The organism is Conyzicola lurida (genome assembly GCF_014204935.1).
GTDB lineage: Bacteria > Actinomycetota > Actinomycetes > Actinomycetales > Microbacteriaceae > Conyzicola > Conyzicola lurida.
In genome coordinates this window covers 1357235-1379588 of record NZ_JACHMJ010000001.1, presented here as the reverse complement: position 1 = coordinate 1379588, position 22354 = coordinate 1357235, and the positions used below count along the sequence as shown (strand labels likewise).

Annotated in this window: 24 protein-coding genes; 15 read left to right on the top strand and 9 right to left on the bottom strand. The window is 69.6% G+C overall.

Annotated features, from left to right (window positions below; translation table 11 throughout):
• Window positions 1-3: 3 nt before the first annotated feature.
• The 5 genes from tatA to HD599_RS06625 all read left to right on the top strand — a co-directional run bounded on the left by tatA (window position 4) and on the right by HD599_RS06625 (window position 5978).
• On the top strand, window positions 4-201 hold the full coding sequence (gene tatA / locus HD599_RS06645) for a twin-arginine translocase TatA/TatE family subunit (protein WP_184234988.1): 198 nt from the start codon (window positions 4-6) through the stop codon (window positions 199-201).
• Between the two features lie 80 nt (window positions 202-281).
• The gene (tatC, locus tag HD599_RS06640) at window positions 282-1049 is read left to right on the top strand and encodes a twin-arginine translocase subunit TatC (protein WP_184234985.1); all 768 of its coding nucleotides are present in this window, start codon (window positions 282-284) and stop codon (window positions 1047-1049) included.
• Between the two features lie 2 nt (window positions 1050-1051).
• The gene (locus HD599_RS06635) at window positions 1052-3691 is read left to right on the top strand and encodes a DEAD/DEAH box helicase (protein ID WP_184234982.1); all 2640 of its coding nucleotides are present in this window, start codon (window positions 1052-1054) and stop codon (window positions 3689-3691) included.
• A 9-nt stretch (window positions 3692-3700) separates the two neighbouring features.
• Window positions 3701-5251 carry an apolipoprotein N-acyltransferase gene (lnt, locus tag HD599_RS06630; protein ID WP_184234979.1) on the top strand — a complete coding sequence of 517 codons (1551 nt, stop codon included), beginning with the start codon at window positions 3701-3703 and terminating at the stop codon, window positions 5249-5251.
• Window positions 5244-5978, top strand: coding sequence for a glycosyltransferase (locus HD599_RS06625; RefSeq protein WP_184234977.1), 735 nt, complete (start codon window positions 5244-5246; stop codon window positions 5976-5978). The genes lnt and HD599_RS06625 overlap by 8 nt, the downstream gene beginning before the upstream one ends.
• Window positions 5979-6024: 46 nt before the next feature.
• Here the strand turns inward: HD599_RS06625 and HD599_RS06620 are convergent, their stop codons facing one another.
• The 4 genes from HD599_RS06620 to HD599_RS06605 all read right to left on the bottom strand — a co-directional run bounded on the left by HD599_RS06620 (window position 6025) and on the right by HD599_RS06605 (window position 8756).
• Window positions 6025-6390, bottom strand: coding sequence for an RNA polymerase-binding protein RbpA (locus HD599_RS06620; protein WP_184234974.1), 366 nt, complete (start codon window positions 6388-6390; stop codon window positions 6025-6027).
• 173 nt (window positions 6391-6563) lie between these two features.
• Complete coding sequence (locus tag HD599_RS06615; protein ID WP_343061932.1) at window positions 6564-7286, bottom strand: glycerophosphodiester phosphodiesterase family protein; 723 nt, start codon at window positions 7284-7286, stop codon at window positions 6564-6566.
• Window positions 7287-7335: 49 nt separating this feature from the next.
• Window positions 7336-8286, bottom strand: a complete 951-nt coding sequence (locus tag HD599_RS06610; RefSeq protein ID WP_184234972.1) for an SPFH domain-containing protein — start codon at window positions 8284-8286, stop codon at window positions 7336-7338.
• A complete protein-coding gene (locus tag HD599_RS06605; protein ID WP_246376115.1) occupies window positions 8283-8756 on the bottom strand; it encodes an NfeD family protein in 474 nt (157 codons plus the stop codon). The genes HD599_RS06610 and HD599_RS06605 overlap by 4 nt, the downstream gene beginning before the upstream one ends.
• An 83-nt stretch (window positions 8757-8839) precedes the next feature.
• On the opposite strand from HD599_RS06605, the gene HD599_RS06600 reads away from it, so the two are divergent.
• From HD599_RS06600 to HD599_RS06590, 3 genes are read left to right on the top strand one after another with little or no spacing between them, the layout of a single operon-like run.
• Window positions 8840-9622, top strand: coding sequence for an SDR family oxidoreductase (locus HD599_RS06600; protein ID WP_184234970.1), 783 nt, complete (start codon window positions 8840-8842; stop codon window positions 9620-9622).
• A gap of 9 nt (window positions 9623-9631) precedes the next feature.
• The gene (locus HD599_RS06595; RefSeq protein ID WP_184234968.1) at window positions 9632-10099 is read left to right on the top strand and encodes an NUDIX domain-containing protein; all 468 of its coding nucleotides are present in this window, start codon (window positions 9632-9634) and stop codon (window positions 10097-10099) included.
• Window positions 10096-10575 (top strand): heme-degrading domain-containing protein, encoded by a 480-nt coding sequence (locus HD599_RS06590; protein WP_184234966.1) that lies wholly within the window; start codon window positions 10096-10098, stop codon window positions 10573-10575. Before HD599_RS06595 ends, HD599_RS06590 begins: the two co-directional genes overlap by 4 nt.
• Here the strand turns inward: HD599_RS06590 and HD599_RS06585 are convergent.
• Window positions 10572-11174 (bottom strand): hypothetical protein, encoded by a 603-nt coding sequence (locus HD599_RS06585; protein WP_184234964.1) that lies wholly within the window; start codon window positions 11172-11174, stop codon window positions 10572-10574. The two genes, HD599_RS06590 and HD599_RS06585, sit on opposite strands and share 4 nt — an antisense overlap.
• Before the next feature lie 199 nt (window positions 11175-11373).
• On the opposite strand from HD599_RS06585, the gene HD599_RS06580 reads away from it, so the two are divergent.
• The 6 genes from HD599_RS06580 (at window position 11374) to HD599_RS06555 (ending at window position 16825) form a co-directional block, all read left to right on the top strand.
• The gene (locus HD599_RS06580) at window positions 11374-12162 is read left to right on the top strand and encodes a DeoR/GlpR family DNA-binding transcription regulator (protein WP_184234961.1); all 789 of its coding nucleotides are present in this window, start codon (window positions 11374-11376) and stop codon (window positions 12160-12162) included.
• Window positions 12159-13115 carry a 1-phosphofructokinase family hexose kinase gene (locus tag HD599_RS06575; RefSeq protein WP_184234958.1) on the top strand — a complete coding sequence of 319 codons (957 nt, stop codon included), beginning with the start codon at window positions 12159-12161 and terminating at the stop codon, window positions 13113-13115. The genes HD599_RS06580 and HD599_RS06575 overlap by 4 nt, the downstream gene beginning before the upstream one ends.
• 25 nt (window positions 13116-13140) lie before the next feature.
• The gene (locus tag HD599_RS06570) at window positions 13141-15144 is read left to right on the top strand and encodes a PTS fructose transporter subunit IIABC (protein WP_184234955.1); all 2004 of its coding nucleotides are present in this window, start codon (window positions 13141-13143) and stop codon (window positions 15142-15144) included.
• A 31-nt stretch (window positions 15145-15175) separates the two neighbouring features.
• A complete protein-coding gene (locus HD599_RS06565; protein WP_184234953.1) occupies window positions 15176-15445 on the top strand; it encodes an HPr family phosphocarrier protein in 270 nt (89 codons plus the stop codon).
• A gap of 225 nt (window positions 15446-15670) precedes the next feature.
• On the top strand, window positions 15671-15847 hold the full coding sequence (locus HD599_RS06560; protein ID WP_184234950.1) for a hypothetical protein: 177 nt from the start codon (window positions 15671-15673) through the stop codon (window positions 15845-15847).
• A gap of 63 nt (window positions 15848-15910) precedes the next feature.
• On the top strand, window positions 15911-16825 hold the full coding sequence (locus HD599_RS06555) for a 5'-3' exonuclease (RefSeq protein WP_184240406.1): 915 nt from the start codon (window positions 15911-15913) through the stop codon (window positions 16823-16825).
• Window positions 16826-16844: 19 nt separating this feature from the next.
• On the opposite strand, the gene helR is transcribed toward HD599_RS06555, so the two are convergent.
• The 3 genes from helR to HD599_RS06540 form a co-directional block, all read right to left on the bottom strand.
• A complete protein-coding gene (helR, locus tag HD599_RS06550; protein WP_184240404.1) occupies window positions 16845-19019 on the bottom strand; it encodes an RNA polymerase recycling motor ATPase HelR in 2175 nt (724 codons plus the stop codon).
• Between the two features lie 101 nt (window positions 19020-19120).
• The gene (locus HD599_RS06545; protein ID WP_184234947.1) at window positions 19121-19684 is read right to left on the bottom strand and encodes a dihydrofolate reductase family protein; all 564 of its coding nucleotides are present in this window, start codon (window positions 19682-19684) and stop codon (window positions 19121-19123) included.
• 32 nt (window positions 19685-19716) lie between these two features.
• Window positions 19717-20760, bottom strand: coding sequence for an LLM class flavin-dependent oxidoreductase (locus tag HD599_RS06540; protein WP_184234944.1), 1044 nt, complete (start codon window positions 20758-20760; stop codon window positions 19717-19719).
• Window positions 20761-20878: 118 nt separating this feature from the next.
• Here HD599_RS06540 and HD599_RS06535 point away from each other — a divergent pair, with 118 nt between their 5' ends.
• Window positions 20879-21286, top strand: a complete 408-nt coding sequence (locus HD599_RS06535) for a YchJ family protein (RefSeq protein WP_184234941.1) — start codon at window positions 20879-20881, stop codon at window positions 21284-21286.
• Here HD599_RS06535 and trpD read toward each other — a convergent pair.
• Window positions 21283-22338 (bottom strand): anthranilate phosphoribosyltransferase, encoded by a 1056-nt coding sequence (gene trpD, locus HD599_RS06530; RefSeq protein ID WP_184234938.1) that lies wholly within the window; start codon window positions 22336-22338, stop codon window positions 21283-21285. The genes HD599_RS06535 and trpD overlap by 4 nt on opposite strands.
• Between the last annotated feature and the right edge of the window lie 16 nt (window positions 22339-22354).

Below are 22354 nucleotides of genomic sequence, written 5' to 3'. Positions count from 1 at the left end.
CTCATGAGCTTGGGAAATCTTGGCGCGCACTGGTGGGTCATTCTGATCATTGTCGTGCTGCTGTTCGGCGCGCCGAAGCTGCCGGCGCTCGCGCGCAGCATGGGCCAGTCGATGCGGATCTTCAAGAGCGAGATGAGGACCAAAGACGACGACGGTGAGACCAAGCCGGCCGAGTCGAGCGACACCACCACAAAGCCCTAGGTTTCGTGACCGAGTCGACTTCGACAGGGGATAGGCCGACGGGCAGAAAACGCCGCACGCCCAAGGTGGACGAGAGGCGGATGTCGCTCGGCGCGCACCTCATCGAACTGCGCAAACGCCTGATAATCAGCGGTCTGGCGATCGCCGCGGGCACCATCGGCGGCTTCATCTTCGCCCCCAACATCTGGGAGGCGCTCAGCGCGCCGATCAACGCGATCGCGGACTCGCAGAACGCGACGATCAACTACACCGGCATCACCGAGGCGTTCGACACCAACCTCCAGATCGCGTTCCTCGTCGGCATCGTGGGTACCAGCCCCGTCTGGCTGTACCAGATCTGGGCGTTCATCGTGCCGGCCCTGCTGCGCAAAGAGCGCCGGTACGCCCTGTCGTTCATCGGCAGCGCCATCCCGCTGTTCCTCGCCGGGGCCACCTTCGGGGCGCTGATCTTCCCGCGCACCGTGACTCTGCTGCTCAGCTTCGCCCCCGACGACTTCTCCACGTTCCTCACGGCCCGCTACTTCCTCGACTTCTTCATCAAACTCGTGCTCGCGGTCGGCATCGCGTTCGTGCTGCCGGTGTTCCTCGTGCTGTTCAACTTCATCGGCATCCTCTCGGCCAAGGGCATCCTCAAGGGCTGGCGCATCGCCGTGCTCTGCATCGTGATCTTCACGGCGCTCGCCACCCCGGCCGCCGACCCGTTCGCGATGCTCCTGCTCGCGGTGCCGATGGTCGCGCTGTACTACATCGCCGCCGGCATCGCCTGGCTGCACGACCGGAGCGTCGCCCGACGCATCGCCTCGTACGAGCACCCCTCCAGCAATCCCGATCCCGAACCGGCGGTTTGACCATGACGACTGAACAGCTCTCCCCGGCCGAGCGGTTCGCCCTCGCCAAGTCGAAGCGCCACCTGCCGATCCTCGACGCATTCACCGACAAACTGGCGATCGACCTCGACCCGTTCCAGCGCGAGGCCTGCTCTCTCGTCGAACAGGGCAAGAGTGTGCTCGTCGCGGCCCCCACCGGCGCCGGCAAAACGATCATCGCCGAGTTCGCGATCTTCAAGGCCATGCAGGAGAGCCACGCCAAGGTCTTCTACACCGCGCCGATGAAGGCGCTCAGCAACCAGAAGTTCCAAGAGCTCGTGGCCGAGTACGGCGCCGAGTCGGTCGGCCTGCTCACCGGCGACACCAACGTCAACTCGCAGGCGCGCATCGTCGTGATGACCACCGAGGTGCTGCGCAACATGCTCTACGCGGACTCCGACCTGCTCAAGGACCTCTCCTACGTCGTGATGGACGAGGTGCACTTCCTCGCCGACAAGTTCCGCGGCGCCGTCTGGGAAGAGGTCATCATCCACCTGCCGCGCTCGGTGCGGATGGTGTCGTTGAGCGCCACGGTGTCGAACGCCGAGGAGTTCGGCGACTGGCTGCAGGCCGTGCGCGGCGACACCGAGGTGATCGTCTCCGAGGAGCGTCCGGTGCCGCTCGAGCAGCACGTTCTCGTGCGCGGCAAACTGCTCGACCTGTTCGACGCGGCCGGCGGACCGAACGAGGCCCGCTCCCGCATGCCCGCCGTGCTGACGACCACCGCCGAGGTGGCGTCGGAGCCCGCCGTGCAGTCGTACGGCGACCGCAAGAACCGCGACCGCCGCGCCCGCGACGGGCAGCGCACCGGTCAGCGTTCCGGGCAGCCGCCCGTTGCCGGTCTCGCCACCACACGCGTCAACCCCGAGCTCGTGCGCCTGTCGTACGGTTCCGGCGGCCGCGGCCAGCAGCCGAACGGCTGGGAGGGCACGAAGCGCGGGGGACGCGCGAACAAGCCCCACGGCAAGCCGCAGGGCAACGGGTTCGGCGGGGCAGGCGGCGGTGCCCGCACCGACCGCGCGGCCCTGGTCGAGCTGCTCGACGGACGCAACCTGCTTCCCGCCATCTTCTTCGTCTTCAGCCGCGTCGGCTGCGACGCCGCCGTGCAGCAGGTGCTGCGCGCCGGCGTGCGACTCACCCAGAAGCACGAGCGCGACGAGATCCGCGCGATCGTCGAGGAACGCTGCCGCACCCTGCTCGACGAAGACCTCGGCGTGCTCGGCTACTTCGAGTGGCTCGACGGCCTCGAACGCGGCGTCGCCGCGCACCACGCGGGCATGCTTCCCGCCTTCAAGGAGGTCGTGGAGGAACTCTTCCGCAAGAAGCTCGTGAAGGTCGTCTTCGCGACCGAGACCCTCGCCCTCGGCATCAACATGCCCGCCCGCACCGTGGTGCTCGAGAAGCTCGAGAAGTACAACGGCGAAGCCCGCGTACCGATCACCTCCGGCGAGTTCACCCAGCTCACCGGCCGCGCCGGCCGCCGCGGCATCGACGTCGAGGGGCACTCGGTCATCCAGTGGGCCGACGGCCTCGACCCGCAGGCCGTCGCCTCCCTCGCCTCCCGGCGCACCTACCCGCTCAACTCCAGCTTCAAGCCGACGTACAACATGGCCGTCAACCTCATCGACCAGTTCGGCCGCCAGCGCACGCGCGAGATCCTCGAATCGAGCTTCGCGCAGTTTCAGGCCGACCGCGCCGTCGTCGACCTCGCCCAGAAGGTGCGCAGCCAACAGGAGTCGCTCGACGGCTACAAGAAGTCGATGACCTGCCACCTCGGCGACTTCGCCGAGTACTCGTCGATCCGGCGCGAGCTCAGCGACCTGGAGAAGAAGGGCGCCGGACGCTCGGAGTACTCCAGCCGGGGCGAGCGCGAGAAGCGCCAGAACCAACTCAACTCCCTGCGCAAGCGCCTCAAGCAGCACCCGTGCCACCTCTGCCCCGACCGCGAGAACCACGCGCGCTGGGCCGAACGGTACTGGAAGCTGAAGAAGCAGACCGACCAGCTGACCGCCGAGATCCGCACCCGCACGGGAGCCGTCGCCAAGGTCTTCGACCGCGTCACCGACGTGCTCACGATCCTCGGCTACCTCGAGACCGATGAGAACGGCACGGTCACGCTGGCGCCCGCCGGCCGTATGCTGCGCCGCATCTACGGCGAGCGTGACCTGCTCGTGGCCGAGTCTCTGCGACTCGGACTGTGGAACGACCTCGACGCCCCGGCGCTCGCCTCGATGGCGGCATCCCTCATCTACGAGCCCCGCCGCGACGAGGGCCAGGCCGACGAGCGCAACCTGCCGCACGGGCCGTTCCGCGCCGCATTCGACGCCACCGGCGACCTGTGGAGCAACCTCGACGACCTCGAGCGCGACAAGCGCCTGCCCGGCACCAACCCGCTCGCCACCGGCCTGTGCCTCGGCATGTACCAGTGGGCGAGGGGCGGGCGGCTCGACGCCGTGCTCAAAGAGACCGACCTCGCGGCGGGCGACTTCGTGCGCTGGACCAAGCAGACGATCGACCTCCTCGACCAGCTCTCCGTGGTCGCCGATTCTCCCGTCGGAGCGACCGCGCGGAAGGCGCTCGACTCCATCCGCCGTGGAATCGTCGCCTACAGTTCCGTCGCCTAAGCTCGATCCGTGCATCCACCCGCCCGCCGCGCGCTGCCCACGTGGGCGGCGCTCCTCGTGGCACTCGCGGCCGGTCCCATCCTCGACGCGGGCTTCCCGGACCGCGGATTCTGGCCCGCCACCTTCGTCGGTATCGGCCTCGTGATCGCGGCCCTCATCGGCCGCACCGCGAAGGGCGGCTTCCTCGTGGGACTCGTCGCGGGCCTCAGTTTCTACCTGATCCACATCGAGTGGGCCTCGACGTTCCTCGGCCTCCTGCCGATGATCGCGCTCTCCACGCTCGAGTCCCTGTTCTTCGGCGTCGGCGCGATCGCCATCACGCTCGCCTACCGCTGGGTGCCGCGGGTCTGGCGGTCGACCCGGGCACGCCTGCTCTTCCTCCCGGTGGTCGTCGCCGGCCTCTGGACCGCGCGCGAGGCGATCGCGAGCGTCTGGCCCTACGGCGGGTTCGCCTGGGGCCGCGTCTCGCTCTCCCAGTCGGAGAGCCCGTTCTCCGCACTGTTCGGCTGGGTGGGCGTCTCCGGCACGAGTTTCATCATGGTGTTCCTCGTGGCCGTGGTGGTCGAGTGCCTCCGTCTGCGGAGCGCTGACCGGGCTCTGCGCGGCATCGTCGCCGTCGGGCTCACGCTGCTCGTGCTGCTCGTCCCCGCGTTCCCCACCGTGATCGACGGCACCATGAAGGTCGCCGCGGTACAGGGCTCCGGCCCTGCCGGGTACTTCGACCCCCACGAGGCCGGCGACCTCCTCGCCGCGCAGGTCGACGCGACCCTGCCGATCCTCGACGAAGAGGACGTCGACGTGGTCGTCTGGCCCGAGGGCGGCTCCGACTCGAGCCCGCTCGACTCGAGGTACACCGCGCAGGTCTTCGACTACGTGAGCGAGAAGCTCGACGCCCCGTTCGTCTCCTGGGCGGTGACCACGCGCGAGGTCGACGGCGTCGAGACCTACTACAACACCTCGATGCTCTGGGAGGCGGGTGAGGGCCAGCAGGACTTCTACGACAAGAAGCACCCCGTGCCGTTCGGCGAGTACGTGCCCGACCGCGCGTTCTGGCGTCCGTTCGCCCCCGACCTGATCGACCTCATCGGCCGCGAGTACACCCCCGGCACCACCGACGCGGTGTTCGACATCGACGGCATCATCGCGGGCATCAACATCTGCTTCGACATCGTCGACGACCAGCTGATGACCGACGCCGTCGACCAGGGCGCGCAGATCATCTTCGCCCAGACCAACAACGCCGACTTCGGCCGCACCGACGAGAGCGTGCAGCAGCTCGCCATCGCCCGGGCGCGCGCCATCGAGCTCGGCCGCAGCGTCGTGAACATCTCGACGGTCGGCACGAGCGCGATCATCGCGCCCGACGGGTCGACCATGGTCCAGCTGCCCACCTTCACCCCGGGAACGATGATCGAGGACGTCCCGCTCAGCTCGGTCACTACCCCCGCCGTGCTGCTCGGCCGCCAGTTCGAGTGGCTCGTGAGCGGCATCGGCCTGCTCGGCATGGTGCTCGCGGGAGTCCTCGTGCGCCGCGACCGCCGGGAGAAGACCCGTGGATGACGCGGCCGACGTCCTCGTCGTCGTGCCCACCTACAACGAGATCGAGAGTCTCGGCCCGATACTCGATCGCATCCGCGCGGCGGTCCCGTCAGCCGACATCCTCGTCGTCGACGACGGCAGCCCCGACGGCACCGGGCGCCTCGCCGACGAGCGCGCGGCCGAGGACGCCGCGATCACCGTTCTCCACCGCACCGAGAAGGACGGTCTCGGCCGTGCCTACCTCGCCGGCTTCGCGATCGCCGCGAGCCGCGGCTACGCGTTCGTGGTCGAGATCGACGCGGACGGCTCGCACGACCCGGCCGAGTTGCCCGTGATGATCCAGCTGGCCCGCGGCGGCGGCGACCTCGTGCTCGGTTCGCGCTGGGTCCCGGGCGGCAGCGTGCGCAACTGGCCGCGTCGTCGCCAGGCCATCTCGCGCGCCGGCAACGCGTACTCGCGCATCGCGCTGCGGTCCGGCATCCACGACATCACCTCGGGGTTCCGGGTCTTCCGCATGACTGCGCTCGAGTGGCTCGCGTCGACCACCGTCTCGTCGCAGGGCTACTGCTTCCAGGTCGAGATGGCGTGGCGCGTCGAGCAGGCCGGCCTCATCGTCGTCGAGCACCCGATCGAGTTCGTCGAGCGCACCACCGGCACCTCGAAAATGCACGCCGGCATCGTCGGCGAAGCGTTGGTGCGCGTCACCCAGTGGGGGCTCGCGGAGCGCTTCGGCAGGTCGCGGGCATAAAAAAGGCCGACCCGCGAGGGTCGGCCTTTTTTGCGAGAGCTACGCGTTACGCGCCGATCTTCTGCTGTCCACGACGGGCCCGCAGGAAGTCGAGGCGCTCCTGGAGCAGTTCCTCGAGCTCGGGGCGGGTGCGGCGCTCGAGCAGCATGTCCCAGTGGCTGCGGGGGATCTTCGTCTCGACGGCCTCGGAGACGACGGCGACGCCGTCATCGTCGAGCAGAACGCCCTCGAGTCCGCTCTTCGCCGACTCCCAGACTCCGGGAACCTCGGCGTCGGCGGCGAAAACCATTTCGAAGGTCTCGCCGTCGGCGGTGCGGTACACGCTCTTCTTGCGCGGAGAGAACTCCACGCCGACTTCGCTCTGCAGGCTCTGGGTGCCGAGCCTCATGCCGCGCAAACTACGGTCTGCCATTGTGTGGCCTCCTTTAGAAAAACTTCACTCGCGAGACGGAATTGCACTCTCGCGATACATACGAATTTATAAACCCGCTGGCTGGACGTAACCTTCCAACAGATCCCTGAACGGGGGCCATTCACAGGACAGTCACAGCTTCGATCGGCGCACGCCGGATGAGGCGTGAAGCGCTATCGCGCGCGGGTGGTCAGGACGCCGAGTGCGATGTCGGCGCGATCCGTGACGATGCCGTCTACCCCGATATCGAGGAGCCGGTGCATGGCCGGAGCGTCGTTGACGGTCCAGACGTGCACCTCGACCTTAGCGGAGTGCAGCAGCTCCACCATGCGTTCGGTGACGATCGACACGCCCCGATAGCTTTCGGGGATCTGCACGGCGTCGACCCCGCGTAGCGCGGCGCGCAGCAGGGGAGCGGCCCGCAGCTTGCCGGCGACGAGAGCCGCGGCAAAGACCGATGACGAGGCGGATGTCGCGACGCCCGGCAGTTCGCGCACGGCCGCGCGGCGGCGGCTCTCGCTGAACGAAGTGACGAGCACCCGGTCGACCGCGCGGAGGTCGCGGATGGCGCGGACAGTCGGGCCCACGGCATCCGCGGATTTGATATCGATGTTGAAGCGGGCGTCGGGGAAGGCGTCGAGCGCCTCGGCGAGAGTGCAGAAGGTCTGGTCTCTACCCAGGTCGACCTTCTGCAGCCGCGCGAGCGAGAGGTCGCCCACCCTGCCGTCGACGCCGGCGACGCGCCTCAGGTCGGGGTCGTGGCTGATGACCGCGACGCCGTCTTTCGACGCGTGCACGTCGGTCTCGACGTGGTCGATGCCGAGTCCGACCGCCGCGAGAAAGGCGAGCAGGGTGTTCTCCGGGGCCTCGAGAGCGAGACCCCGGTGGGCGAGCACCCGCGGGGGAGCGGGCGTGAGGTACGTCGTAATTGCCGGTGCTCCCGGACTACGCCCGCGGTGCGGTGGGCGGCGTGAACGGGGTCGCGCCGGTGGTGTCGGGGCCACGGCCGGACATAAAGCCCGACGTGATTCCCTTGAGCGCCTCGGTCAGCTCGGTGGGGATGATCCAGAGCTTGTTCGACTCGCCCTCGGCGATCTTCGGGAGCATCTGCAGGTACTGGTACGCGAGCAGCTTCGAGTCGGGGTCGCCCGCGTGGATGGCACCGAACACCGTCTCGATGGCCTGCGCTTCACCGTTGGCCCGGAGGACGGCGGCCTGCGCCTCGCCCTCGGCCTCGAGGATCGACGCCTGGCGCGAACCCTCGGCCTGGAGGATCGCGGCCTGCTTGGTGCCCTCGGCGGTGAGGATCTGCGCGCGACGGTCCCGCTCGGCTCGCATCTGCTTCTCCATCGAGTCCTGGATGGAGAGGGGCGGGTCGATCGCCTTGAGCTCGACACGTCCGACGCGGACGCCCCACTTGCCGGTGGTCTCGTCGAGAACGACACGCAGCTGGCCGTTGATGTTGTCGCGGCTGGTGAGCGCCTCTTCGAGGTTGAGGCTACCGACGACGTTACGCAGCGTCGTGGTGGTGAGCTGCTCGACGGCGCCGAGGTAGTTGGCGATCTCGTAGGTCGCGGCACGGGCGTCGGTGACCTGGAAGAAGACGACGGTGTCGATCGAGACGACGAGGTTGTCCTCGGTGATGACGGGCTGCGGCGGGAAGGAGACGACCTGCTCGCGCATGTCGATCAGCGGCCGCAGGCGGTCGATGAACGGGACGAGGATGTTGAGCCCCGGCATGAGTGTCTTGTGGTACTTGCCGAGCCGCTCGACGACCCCCGCGTTGGCCTGCGGGATGATCCGGATCGACCGGAACAGGACGACCAACACGAAGATGACGACGACGAGCAGGAACAGCACGAGCAGGATCTGCCCGAAGATTTCACCGGATGTCACAGGGCGGTCCTTTCAGCGGGTGCGACCACGGCGGTCGCCCCATCGATGGAGATGACGACCACGCGGTCGCCGGTGGCAAGCGGATGGGTGGAGTGGTCGACGACGCGCGCCGTCCAGGTCTCGCCGTTCGACAGCTTCACGTAGCCGTTTCCCGCGACGAAGTCGGTGGCGACGGTGCCGGGCTTGCCCAGCAGGGCCTCGACGTTGCTCAGGGTGGGATCCGCTCCGCGGCCGAGGCGGCGCAACAGCGGGGGCCGCACGGCGAAGATCAGGGCGACGGCGACCACGGCCGCGATGACGATCTGCACCCAGAAATTCAGCGGAGTAAAACTCGACGCCAGACCGGCGACGCTGCCGAGGGCGAGCATCAGGAAGGTGAAATCGAGGGTGAAGACCTCGATGACGAGGAAAATCAGAATGAGCGACACCCACACGACCCACGCGTAATCCATCAAGAATTCAATCAGCATTGGTCGGCACTCCTCGCGTGTCGGTGACTTTCCGAACCTAGCACGGGCACGTGCGCGGCGGGCTGTTGGTAGTCTGATTCGCTGTGAGCACCTCAGCAAATAGCAACCCAGTTCAGCCCGGCACCCTGACCGGAAAGCGCGCCCTCGTCACCGGATCATCGCGGGGCATCGGCGCCGACACGGTCGCGAACCTCGCCGGAGCGGGCGCGCAGGTCGTCGTCAACTTCCGCAACAAGGAGGCACGGGCGCTCAAACTCGTGGCCGCGATCGAGGCGGACGGCGGATCGGCCATCGCCGTGGGCGCCGACCTCACGGACGCGGCATCCGTCACTCGTCTCTTCGACACCATCGAGACCGAACTCGGCGGCCTCGACATCCTCGTGATGAACGCGTCGGGCGGCATGGAGAGCGGTATGGCCGAGGACTACGCCATGCAGCTCAACCGCGACGCGCAGGTCACCCTGCTGAAGACGGCGCTGCCCCTGCTCTCCGACGGAGCGCGCGTCGTGTTCGTCACCAGCCACCAGGCGCACTTCATCAAGACCGTCGAGACCATGCCGGAGTACGTCCCGGTCGCGCTGAGCAAGCGCGCCGGCGAAGACGCGCTTCGCGACATGATCCCCGAGCTCGCCGAACGCGGCATCGAGTTCGTCGTCGTCTCCGGCGACATGATCGAGGGCACCATCACGGCGACCCTGCTCGAGCGTGCCAACCCCGGCGCCATCGGCCAGCGCAAGGAAGCCGCCGGCCGCCTGTACAACGTCAACGAGTTCGCCGCCGAGGTCACCCTCGCCGCCGTCGAGCCGGTGCCCGAGAACAACACCCGCTACGTCGGGGACGTCGCCGACTTCCTGGCCGCCGGCTAGGTCGACTTCGTGGCCAACCTCCACCACCACAGGCTCACCTCGAGGGTGCTGCTGTTCGACCGTGACGACCGGTTCCTCCTCTTTCTGACGCTCGCGCCGGACGCGAGCGGCGTGTCCCGCTGGCTCACGCCGGGCGGGGGAGTCGACCCGGGGGAGGACCACGAAGCGGCCGCCTACCGTGAGCTGTTCGAGGAAACCGGCCTCACCGGCGTACCCCTCGGGTCGCCGGTCTGGGCGCACGACTTCGACGTCGCGTGGGATTCGGCCGACCACGACACCGGCCACGCGGAGTTCTACACCGCCGTGGTGGACCGGTTCGCGCCATCCAGCGACAACTGGACCGACGACGAGAAGGTCGAGGTCTTCGAGCTCCGCTGGTGGAGTCTCGACGAGCTCGAGGCGACCCAGGACAGATTCGAACCCGCCGAGCTCGTCGAGCTCGTGCGTCGCACGCTGGCATCGAAGGAGACGCAGTGACCGAGGACTACCCGGCCCAGATCGCGGAGATCACCGCGCAGGAGGATCGCCTGCAATTCGAACGCTTCACCCACGACGACGCGCTGCAGCTCGGACTGCTGCTCGTGCGGTTCGGCACCGAGCGGTCGCTGACCATCACGGTGGACGTGACCAAGGGCGAGCAGCAGGTCTTCCACGCCGCCCTCGCCGGAACGACCGCGGACAACGACGACTGGGTGGCGCGCAAGACGCGCACCGTCCGCCGTTTCGGGGCGAGCTCGTTCCTTATCGGACGAAAGTTCAAGGAGCAGGGCAAGGACTTCAACGAGGCGACCGGACTGCCGCTGGCGCTGTACGCCGCGCACGGCGGGTGCTTCCCGATCGCCATCCGCGACGTCGGGATCGTCGGCACCGTGACGGTGTCGGGACTGGCGCAGGCCGACGACCACGCGCTCGTGGTCGAGGCGCTGGAGCTGTTCCTCGCGGGTACGCCCTAGCCGCAGAACTCGTACGGCGGCGCGTCGGCCGCGTTCACGACGATGTCGATGACCGTGTCGTCCGGTCCGACGTCGAAGTGCACCCACCGGCCCTCGAACTCCTCGACGGAGTAGGTGTCGTACCCGACGTCGTCCTGCACGGCGTCGACCACGACCGGGTAGGCCTCGAACAGCTCGTCCCGCGTGGACCCGATGCCGATGCCCTCCTCGGTGCGCGGCGAGCCGGCGGAGACGTCGCCGTCGGCGGTCTCTGCTGTGACGAGGATGGCGCTGACGAACCCGTCGAGGTCGGGTGCCAGCCAGATCGTGGGCGAGCCCTCGGCCTCGAACATCAGGGTGCTGCACGCCTCGAGGTCCGAGACGTCGGCGTAGGCCGCGACGAGATCCGCCGTCTCTTCGGCGACGGGTGCGCCGAACTCGACGGGTCCGACGCCCTCGATGCTGATGACCCAGGTGGCCGGGTCGGCCGGGTCGGCCTGCGGGGTCGAACTTGCCGACGGGATGACGGTGGGGGACGCGGTCGGCGCCGGGGAGGCGACGCAGCCGGCGAGTGAGAGTGCCGCGAGCGACGCGATGCCGAGACCGGTGAGTGAACGCATTCGTATCCTCCGAGATGAGCGAGATTCGTGATGGTCCCTCTCGACCCTACGGGGCGGGCGGCCGGATCGGCGAACTCGCACCCGGCATTGCTCGGGATGTGGTTTTGCTTGTTTTTCTGTTGCATTATCTGGATTCGAGTTGTATCGTCTGTATCCAAGCCCGGCGAAACGCCGGATGTCGAAGGGGACAGGTCAGGCAATGTACGCGGACGAACGGCAATTCGAGGTCGAACGCATCGTGCTCGCCCAGGGCCGTGCCGCGGTCGTCGACCTGGCCAAATCGTTCAACGTCACCACCGAGACCATCCGCCGCGATCTCGCGCAGCTCGAAGAGCGCGGCACGATCCGTCGTGTGCACGGGGGAGCGGTCATGCTCTCCAAGTCCAGCCGCGCCGAGAAGAGCATCGCCCAACGCGTCGACATCAACGCCCGCGCGAAGGCCGCGATCGCCGACCGGGCCATGAAGCTGCTGCCCCCGACGTTCCGCGGAGCGGTCGCACTGGACGCCGGCACCACGACGGCGCTGCTCGCCGACCGCATCGCGCGCTGGACCCCCGAATCCCCCGAGCAGTCGCTCGTCGTCATCACCCACTCGATCGCCGTGGCGGCCGCCGTGGCCGTGAACCCGCACGTCGAGGTGCAGCTGCTCGGCGGCCGGCTGCGCGGCGTGACGGGCGCCGCCGTCGGGGCTTCGACCCTCGCCCAGCTCGCGCGCATCCGCCCCGACGTCGCGTTCATCGGCGCCAACGGCGTCCACGCGGACTTCGGCCTCAGCACGCCCGACGACGACGAGGCAGCGGTCAAGACCGCGCTCACCCGCGGGTCCCGCCGGGCCGTCGCTCTCGTCGACGCCTCGAAGCTCGGCGAGGAGGCACTCGTGCGGTTCGCCCAGCTCGACGACCTCGACACCCTCATCACCGACGAGCACCCCGCGGACGACCTCCGCACAGCTCTCGAGACCGCAGAAGTGGAGGTCCTGGTCGCATGATCGTCACCGTCACGGCCAACCCCAGTCTCGACCGCACGATCGAACTCGGCGCGCCGCTCGCCCGCGGAGAAGTGCAGCGCGCCACCGCCACGGCCGAACAGCCGGGCGGCAAGGGCGTCAACGTCTCGCGCGCGCTACTCGCTTCAGGGCTCGACACACTCGCGATCCTGCCGGGCGACCCCTCCGACCCGATGATCGTCGCACTGCGCGCGGCCGGCATCCCGACCACCAGCGTGCCGATCGCCGAACGCATCCGCTCCAACATCACGCTCACCGAGCCCGACGGCACCACGACGAAGATCAACGAACCGGGGCCGACGCTGGGGGAGTCCGACGAACGCGCCCTGCTCGACGCGATCGTCGCGTCGTCGCGCCGGGCCGAGTGGCTCGTGCTCGCCGGCTCGCTGCCGCCCGGCCTGCCCGTCGACTTCTACGCGCGCGTCGTCCGCGCCGTGCGCGCCGTCTCACCCGCGGGCGGTCCGCTGATCGCCGTCGATTCGTCGGGCGAGCCGCTCGCCGCCCTCGTGGCGTCGGGTGTCGGCGTCGACCTGATCAAGCCGAACGCCGAGGAGCTCGCCGAGCTGACCGGGCAGGGGAGCGAGGCCGCCTTCGAGGCCGACCCGCGCGCCGCCTGGACCGCGGCGTCGGGGCTCGTCGCGTCGGGATGCGCCTCGGTGCTCGCCACGCTCGGAGCCCAGGGGGCGGTGCTCGCCACCGCCGACGGCGGCTGGCACGCCACGATGCCGCCGATCGTCGTGAAAAGCACGGTCGGCGCGGGCGACTCGTCGCTCGCCGGCTACCTCGTCGCCGCCCGCCGCGGCGATGCTCCCCGGCAGCGCCTCGCCCAAGCGGTCGCGCACGGTGCTGCCGCGGCATCCCTCCCCGGCAGCACCATGCCGACCACCGCCGATTCGAGCCCAGAACTCGTCTCGGTCACCGCCCTCGCACCATAAGCACCACCAGCCCAAGGAGAAAACAATGTCGTCTCTCATCACCGTGGACACCGTCTTCCTCGACGAGTCCATCGGCACCGACAAAAGGCAGGCGATCCGGTTCCTCGCCGAGAAGATCACCGCCACCGGCCGCGCGACCGACGCGGACGCGCTGTTCGCCGACGCGTGGGACCGCGAATCGAAGACCGACACGGGAATCCCCGGCGGCCTGGCGATCCCGCATTGCCGGTCGGCCGCCGTGCTTGAGCCCACACTCGCCATGGCGCGGCCCACCCCGGGCGTCGACTTCGGATCCGCCGACGGACCGGCCGACCTGATCTTCTTCATCGCCGCCCCGGCCGGTGCCGACCAGGCGCACCTCGCGCTGCTCTCCACGCTGGCCCGGTCGCTGATCAAGCCCGAATTCGTCGCCGCCCTGCGGGCCGCGTCAACTCGGCAGGACATCGTCGACCTCGTGGATGACGCGCTCGACGAGTTTCCGAAAGCCTCACCCGCGCCGGCCGCCGCCCCGGCCGCGCCATCCGACGCCCCCGTTCTGGTCGCCGTCACGGCGTGCCCCACGGGCATCGCGCACACCTACATGGCGGCCGACTCGCTGGCCGCGGCCGCGAAGCGCGCCGGCGTCACGCTGCACGTCGAGACGCAGGGTTCCTCGGGCGCGAAGCCGCTCGACCCGGCGATCATCGCCCAGGCGTCCGCGGTCATCTTCGCGGTCGACGTCGACGTGCGCGACAAGGGCCGGTTCGCCGGCAAGCCCGTCGTGCAGTCGCCGGTCAAGCGCGGCATCGACGAGCCCGACCGCATGATCGCGGAGGCGGTCGCCGCCTCGACGAACCCGAACGCGACGCGCGTGCAGGGCGGGGGAGCGGCGGCCGCGGCCGCGACCGGCACCGACAACGAGAACTTCGGCCTCAAACTCAAGCGCTGGCTGCTCACCGGTGTGAGCTACATGATCCCGTTCGTCGCGGGCGGCGGTCTGCTGATCGCCCTCGGGTTCCTGCTCGGCGGGTACAAGATCACCGACGACGCGGGCAGCATCATCCTCGAGAACAGCCTGTGGAACCTGCCCGACGGGGGACTGGGCACCTACCTCGGCGCCGTCGCGTTTATGATCGGCGGCGCGTCGATGGGCTTCCTTGTTCCCGCCCTCGCCGGCTACATCGCCTACGCGATCGCCGACCGGCCGGGTATCGCGCCCGGATTCACCGCGGGTGCCGTCGCGCTACTGATGGGCGCCGGGTTCATCGGCGGTCTGGTCGGCGGCCTGCTCGCCGGCGGTGTTGCCTACGCGATCGGGCGTCTCGACGTGCCGCGCTGGCTGCGCGGCCTGATGCCCGTGGTGATCATCCCGCTCGGCGCCTCGATCGTGGCGTCCGGTCTGATGATCCTCGTGCTCGGCGGCCCGATCGCCTGGCTGCAGACCAGCCTCAACGACTGGCTGTCGTCGCTCACCGGTGTCTCGGCCGTGATCCTCGGCATCATCCTCGGCACCATGATGGCCATCGACCTCGGCGGACCGGTCAACAAGGTCGCCTACGCCTTCGCGGTCGCCGGGCTCGGCGCCGGCAGCATCGACAACCAGGCGCCGTGGCAGATCATGGCCGCCGTGATGGCCGCCGGAATGGTGCCGCCGCTCGCGATGGCACTCGCCAGCACGGTGCTCGCGCGCCGGCTGTTCAGCCCGGCCGAGCAGGAGAACGGCAAGGCGGCCTGGCTGCTCGGTGCCGCGTTCATCTCCGAGGGAGCGATCCCGTTCGCCGCCGCCGACCCGCTGCGCGTCATCCCGGCCGGAATCGTCGGGGGAGCGCTCACCGGTGCCATCTCGATGGGTGCCGGCGTCACCTCGCAGGCCCCGCACGGAGGAATCTTCGTTTTCTTCGCGATCGGCAACCTGGGCATGTTCATCGCCGCTATCGCGGCCGGTACCGTCGTCTCGGCGCTCATCGTCGTGGCACTCAAGCGCTGGGTGGCCCGCAAGCCGCTCGAGGAGCGCGAGGCCGAGCTCGAGGCCGTCGCGGTCGCCGCGTAGTCCGCACCAACCGATTCGAAGGAGAACAGTTATGCCAGAACGCGAAGCAACGATCGCCAGCCGGGTCGGCCTGCACGCCCGGCCCGCGTCGATCTTCGTCGAGGCCGCCAGCAAGCTGCCGGTGACCGTCACGATCCGCAAGGCCGGCGGCACGCCGCTGAACGCCGGCAGCATCCTGTCGCTGTTGGCGCTGGGCGCGTCGCACGGCGACGTCGTGACGCTGGCCGCCGAGGGCGACGGTGCCGACGACGCGCTGGAACAGCTCGTGACGCTGCTCGAGACGGATCTCGACGCCGAGTAACACCCGCCGTTTCTGACTGGCCGGCTGATGCGACATCATGATTCGGATTCGCGCCAGCCGGTCAGTTCGTGCGCTCAACCTGCTTCGACAACCGCACAATCTCGCCAGCTGGCGGCCCCTCTCGGGATCTCCCATGAGCGCTGATAATGCACATTATGTCAAGTGATGTGGATGACGCTCCCCGGCGGCCTACGCTGGCAGTGTCCACCGACCGAAGGAACCGCCGTGCCCGACCAGACCGACCACGCCCACCACGAGCACATCCCCGCACCCGACGAGCCGACCGTGCCGGAGCTCGAAGACGACCAGACGGTCGCACCGCGCCCCGAGGAAGAAATCGCCGACGCGTTGCGCGCCGAGCCCGACGTCGCCGACCACAGCGAGCATCCCGACGCCCCATAGCCGCCGCGCCGCCCGGGCGTACGACATCGGGGCTACGATTCCCCCGTGACCGAACACCGCAGAATGCTGCTCGACACCGCCTCGCTCTACTTCCGCGCCTTCCACGGCGTGCCGGATACCGTGCGCTCCCCCGACGGCGAGCCGGTGAATGCTATTCGAGGACTCCTCGACATGATCGCGAAACTCGTCGGCGAGTTCGCGCCGTCCGATCTCGTGGCCTGCTGGGACGACGACTGGCGTCCGCAGTGGCGCGTCGACCTGATCCCGTCGTACAAGGCCCACCGCGTCGACCACGAGACCGACGCCGGTTCTGTCGAGGCCGTTCCCGACCAGCTGCAGCAGCAGGTGCCGGTCATCCGCGAGGTGCTGACCCGGCTCGGTATCCCGGTTGTCGGGGTGCCCGGCTACGAGGCCGACGATGTGATCGGCACCCTGGCGACCCGATCGAGGATGCCGGTGGACATCGTCACCGGCGACCGGGATCTCTTCCAGCTCGTCGACGACTCCCGCTCCGTGCGGGTGATCTACACGGGTCGGGGCATGTCGAACCTGGAGCTGCTCACCGATGCCGCGGTCGAGGAGAAGTACGGGGTCTCCCCCGCCCAGTACGTCGACTTCGCCGTGATGCGCGGCGACCCCTCCGACGGCCTCCCCGGAGTCGCGGGAGTCGGCGAGAAGACCGCGGTGGGCCTGCTGAGGGACTTCGGCTCGCTCGACGGCATCGTCGCCGCCGCGGCGGACCCGGAGGTCGCCATGGGCGCCGCCGTCCGCTCCAAGCTGACCGCCGCCAGCGACTACCTCGGTGTGGCGACGCGGGTCGTCGAGGTCGCGCGCGACCTGGACGTCGGCGACTACGACGGCCGCATCACGGCGATCCCCGACGACGACGCGGCCGCCCTCGACGAACTCGCGGAGACCTGGGGCCTCGGCTCGTCGCTGACCCGCGCCCGGAAGGCGCTGGCGGCCGCCGCGGGCTGACCTTCCGCAACTCGCGGGGTCACGGGCCCGTCAGGATCACCAGTTGCCGCGTCGCCCGCGTCATGGCGACGTACCGGTCCACCGCTCCCCCGATGCCGTCGCCGTCCGTGTCGCCGTCGCCGAACGACTCGGGGGCGACGAGCACCACGAGGTCGAACTCGAGGCCCTTCGTCAGCTCCGGCGCCAGCGACCGCACCCTCGCCGTGCCCGGGAACGACGGGTCGCCGATAACGCAGGCCACTCCGTCGGCGTTGGTGGCGAGCCAGTCGTCGACGATCGCCGTCAGCCGCGAGACAGAATCGTGGATGACGGGCACACCGCTCCGCCGGATGGCAGCGGGCACGTTGGCATCGGGCAGCGCGCGCCTGATCACCGGCTCCGCCTCGGCCATCACCTCGGCCGGCGTGCGGTAGTTGACGGTCAGCGACGCCTCCGTGACGCTGCCGAGTCCGACCCGTTCCAGGCGTTCCCGCCAGGACTCGGCGACCCCGCGGCGGGCCTGGGCCCTGTCGCCGACGATCGTGAAGCTGCGGGACGGGCAGCGCGCCAGCAGCATCTGCCATTCCGCGTCGGTCAGTTCCTGCGCCTCGTCGACCACGACGTGCGCGAAGGGTCCCGCCAGCAGGTCGGTGTCGGCGGCCGGGAGCGCGTCCTCGTCGACGAGGGTGTTCTGCAGATCGTCCACACGGAGCATCGTCATCACGCCCTCGCCGTCGTCGTGCACCTCGGCGGCGATCAGCTCGTCGACGACCCGGTTGCGCTGTTCGCGCTCCGCGACGATCGCCGCCGCGCGCTGGCGTCGTCGCCGCGACGCCTCCGGGTCGCCGATGCGCGACCGCGCCGCGTCCAGCAGCGGCAGGTCGGCGTCCGTCCAGGCGCGCGGGTCGGAACGGTGCAGCGCCGCGAGCTCGTCGGGCGCGAGCCACGGCGCGCACTTCGCCAGGTAGGCGGGAACGGACCACAGGTCGGCAACGACGCCGGCGGGATCGAGCAGCGGCCACGCGCGGGCGAAAGCGGCACGGAGGTCGTCGTTCCGCGCGATCGACCGGCGCAGAAGTGACTCGGGCACATCCTCCTCGGCGGTGTCGCGCAGCAGGATCGACAGCAGTTCCTCCCAGACTTGGTCGCGCGCCTCGTTGTGCGGAACGCCGGGTTCGACCGCTTCGAACGCCTCCGCCCAGTGCTCGGGTCCGAGCCAGAGGTCGACCCAGTCGTTCTCGACGGTCATCCCCGCGGCGGGCGGCTGCTCGTAGTAGCGCACCGCCCGCTCCACCGCGCGCACCATCGCCGCCGACGCCTTGATCCGGGCGACGGCGTCGTCGCTCTCCACCACGGCCGCACTCCCCTCGGGCACGAGGTCGCGCACCGTGCAGGTCTGCACCCCGTCCTCCCCCAGGCTCGGCAGAACGTCGGCGACGTAGGCGAGGTAGGGCTGGTGCGGCCCGACGAACAGCACGTTCTGTCCGGGACGGGCAATACGCGCGTCGGCGTAGAGCAGGTACGCGGCACGGTGCAGGGCGACGACGGTCTTCCCCGTTCCGGGACCCCCGTCGACGACGAGCGCGCCGTGCGACCCGGCGCGGATAATGGCATCCTGATCGGCTTGGATCGTGCCCAGCACGTCGCGCATTTTCGACGACCGGCTGCTGCCGAGACTGGCGATGAACGCCGACTGGTCGTCGAGTGCGGCGCTGCTCTCCCCACCGTCCGGGCCAAATACCTCGTCCCAGTAGTCGTTGATCCGCCCCCGCTTCCAGCGGTAGCGACGACGGCTCGCGAGTCCGAGCGGCCGGGCGTGGGTTGCCGCGAAGAACGGCTCGGCCGCGGGCGCCCGCCAGTCGACGAGGAGCCGCCGGCCCTCGCTGTCGGTGAGGCTGAGACGACCGATATACACCGGATCTGCGCCGGCCTCCCCGACGATGCGGCCGAGGCAGAGGTCGAGCCCGAACCGGCGCAGCGCGCGGAGACGTGAGCCGAGCCGCCGCACCTCGAGGTCCCGTTCCACGGCCGATTGCCCAAGACCGCCCGCGGTCCTCAGGGCCGCATCCAGCTGGTCGGAGAGTTCCGAGGTCTGGCGCTCGAGCGCGGCCTCGATGGCGGCGAAATGCCGCTCGTCGGCGGCAACGAGCACGGGGTCGCGTTTGGCGGCGAGCCGGTCGGGGAGGTCGAAAACGCTGGTAGTCACTGTCACAATCGACGATTGTCGGCCATCCAGGGGGTCTTGCGGCAAGGCCCCCACCGCGCTATAAATTGAGAGTGGAAGGGAGCCGGTGGCTCCCTTTTTTTACGCCCTCGCTAGTCCGAAGCGGGCACGACGTCGTAGATCAAGCGCGCGAACTGGCCCTTCGCCTCGGCCGACACCAGCGTCAGCCGGTCGGACTCGACGCGACGCGGGAGCAGCGGCGCTCCCCCGTCGAGAGCGACGGGCGCGACCGACAGCGCGAGCCGGTCGAGCGCACCGGCATCCAGGAACTGACCGGCCAGGTCTCCACCCCCGACGACCCAGATGTCGCCGTCGCCCGCGGCCTCGCGGATCGCGGGCAGGGCGTCGGCGACCGAGCCGCGGACGAACCGGATGTCGGCGCCCTCGGGCACCGGCAGGTCCCGGGTCGTGAACACGAACGTCGGCCGGTCGCCGTGGAATTCCTTCCACCTCTCGGGGTGGTTGAGGATGTCGGACTCCGCGAGCACCCACTCGTACGTCGTCGAGCCCTCGACCTGCGCGCCGACGCCGGTGGGGAACAGCCCCTCGTCGGGATGCTCGCCGCCGTCGACGGCGAACAGCCAGGCCAGAGAGTTGCCGCTGTCGGCGATCCACCCGTTGATCGTGGTCGCGGTGTCGAAGAGTATGCGTCCCATAGGGGGATGCTAGCCAGCACCGCCGACACCGACTAGACCGCGGGCGTCCACCCGAGCGCGGGCGCCACGTGCTCGGCCACGAGGTCGAGCGTGCGACGGTGCGCGTCGATGCCGCCGGGCGCGGGCAGGGTGATCGTGAGCTCGGTGATCTCCGCGACCGCCTCGTCGGCGAGCAGGCCGTCGACGATGCGCGCGGGTTCGCCCGAGTGGATCCGGTCGAAGCGCATCTTCATCGCGGCGTTGTGCGGCCTCCCGTCCGGCAGCATCCGGTCGTTGTGCCCGCGGATGTACTCGGCGTACGGCTCTTCGTCGGCAGCGGTGAGGAACGGCAGCACGATGCGGCCGGCTGCCACCCGCGGTGTACGGCCCGCCGCGGCATCCGAGCCGGCGAACGCCGTCTTGTAGGCCCGGATCTGCTCGGCCTGGCCCGCCGCGAACGACTGCCCCGTCTCCTCGGCATTGAGAGTCGAGACGTGGATGTCCAGTCCTTGCTCACCGGTACGGATGGCGCTCGCCAGAGTGCCCGGGCCGTACCAGACGCGCTCGGCGAGGCCCGGCGCGGCCGGCGTCACCCTGAGGTCGGTGTCCGCGGGGATCGACATGAACCCGGGGCCGCTGTGCGCCACCGGCACCCCGGCGAGGGCGGCGCGCAGCCGCACAAGCCGGTGCTGCGACTCGCCCGAGAAGCCGCGCTCGCTCTCGCCGAAGACGGGGTCGAGGATGCCGGCGAACTGGCCGATACCGGAGCTGACTCCGAGCTCGAGCCGGCCGCCGCTCAGCAGGTCGACGGTCGACGCGTCCTCGGCGAGGCGGATCGGGTCCTCGTAGCGCAGCGGGATCACCCCGGTGCCGAGCCGGATGCGCGAGGTGCGCTGGGCGACCGCGGAGATCAGGGTCAACGGGCTCGACGGGAACTGCTCGAAGTGGCGCACGCGGATCCAGCCGACGTCGAAGCCGAGCTGCTCGGCGTGCTCGAACAGGCGGATCCCGTCGTTCAGGGCCCGGGCCTCTCCCCCGGCGCCGTAGGGGTTGGGCACAAACGAGAGGAAGCCGAGTTCGAGGCGCTGCGAGGGCATGACGTCACGATACTGTGCCGCGCTCCGGGTCACGCGCCGCGTTACACCGCGCGACGCACACCGAGAACGCGACGCTCCATAACCCGCAGTTTCCCCGGTTGCCCGGAATAATGGGCGCATGAGTACCGATTCGCCCTGGCCGAAGCTCGGCGACGGCGACCGCTGCCCCTGCCTGAGCGGCGCCACCTACGGTTCGTGCTGCGGACCGTTCCACCGGGGTGACGCGCTCGCGCCCTCCGCCGAGAGCCTGATGCGCTCGCGGTACTCGGCGTATGTGCTCGGCAACGTCCGCTATCTGCTCGCCACGTGGCATCCCAACACCAAGCCCCGCGCCCTGCAACTCGACCCCGACCAGCGCTGGTACCGCCTCGACATCCTGCGCACCACGCGCGGCAGCATGCTCGACACCTACGGCACTGTCGAGTTCAAGGCAAAGTACCGCCACGGTACGGCGGCGGGCGAGCAGCACGAGAACAGCCGGTTCACGCGCGAGAAGCGCCGCTGGTACTACGTCGACGCGATCTAGCGGTTCGTCGCCGCGATCCAGGCGTCGAGCTTGGCCGCGGCCGCTCCGGAGTCGACGACTTCGGCCGCCACGGTGAGCTTCTGGGCGAGGCGGTCGACGATCGGCACGCGCACCTGGTCGGGATCCTGCGCGAGGGCGAAGGAGACGAGCCCGGCGGCCGCGTTCAACAACACGACGTCGCGCACGGGTCCGGTGTCGCCGGCGAGAACCGAGCGGATGACGCCCGCGTTGTTCACCGGGTCGGAGCCGAGCAGCGACTGGATGTCGGCGCGCGGGATACCGAGGTCGAGCGGGTCGAGGTCGTGCTCGGTCACGGCGCCGAGCGAGACCTCCCAGATGTGGCTGTGGCCCGTCGTGGTGAGCTTGTCGATCCCGTCGTCACCGCGGTAGACGAGCGCGGTCGCACCGCGGGTCTGGAACACGCCGACGACGAGCGGCACGCGCTCGAGCTGCGCCACGCCCACGGCGGACGCCTCAGGCCGCGCCGGGTTGCAGAGCGGGCCGAGCACGTTGAACAGGGTGGAGATGCCGAGCTCGGTGCGCACCGGTCCCGCGTGCCGGAATCCCTGGTGGAACTTGGCGGCGAAGGCGAAGGTGATGCCGACCTCGTCGAGAACCGCGGCGACACGCTCGGGTTCGATGGCGAGGTTGAGCCCGAGGGTCGAGAGAACGTCCGACGCGCCGGACGCGGAACTCGCCCCCCGATTGCCGTGCTTGACGACGGGCACGCCGGATGCCGCGGCGATCACCGACGCGACAGAGGAGATGTTGAGCACGGCCCCGTACGGGTCTCCCCCGGTGCCGACGATGTCGAGAACCATCGAGTCCACGTCGAGCGGCAGGGCGTTTTCGAGCACGGCGTCGCGGAATCCGACGATCTCGTCGACGGTTTCGCCCTTGATCCGCAGGGCGACGAGGAGCCCAGCGATTTGAGCGTTCGTCGCTTCGCCGGCCATCACCTGGCGCATCGCCCACGTGGATTCGGCGATCGAGAGATCTTCCCCGTCTACGAGAGTGCCGAGAATGCGGGGCCACGAGGTAAATGCAGACATGGCTCAAATACTAATG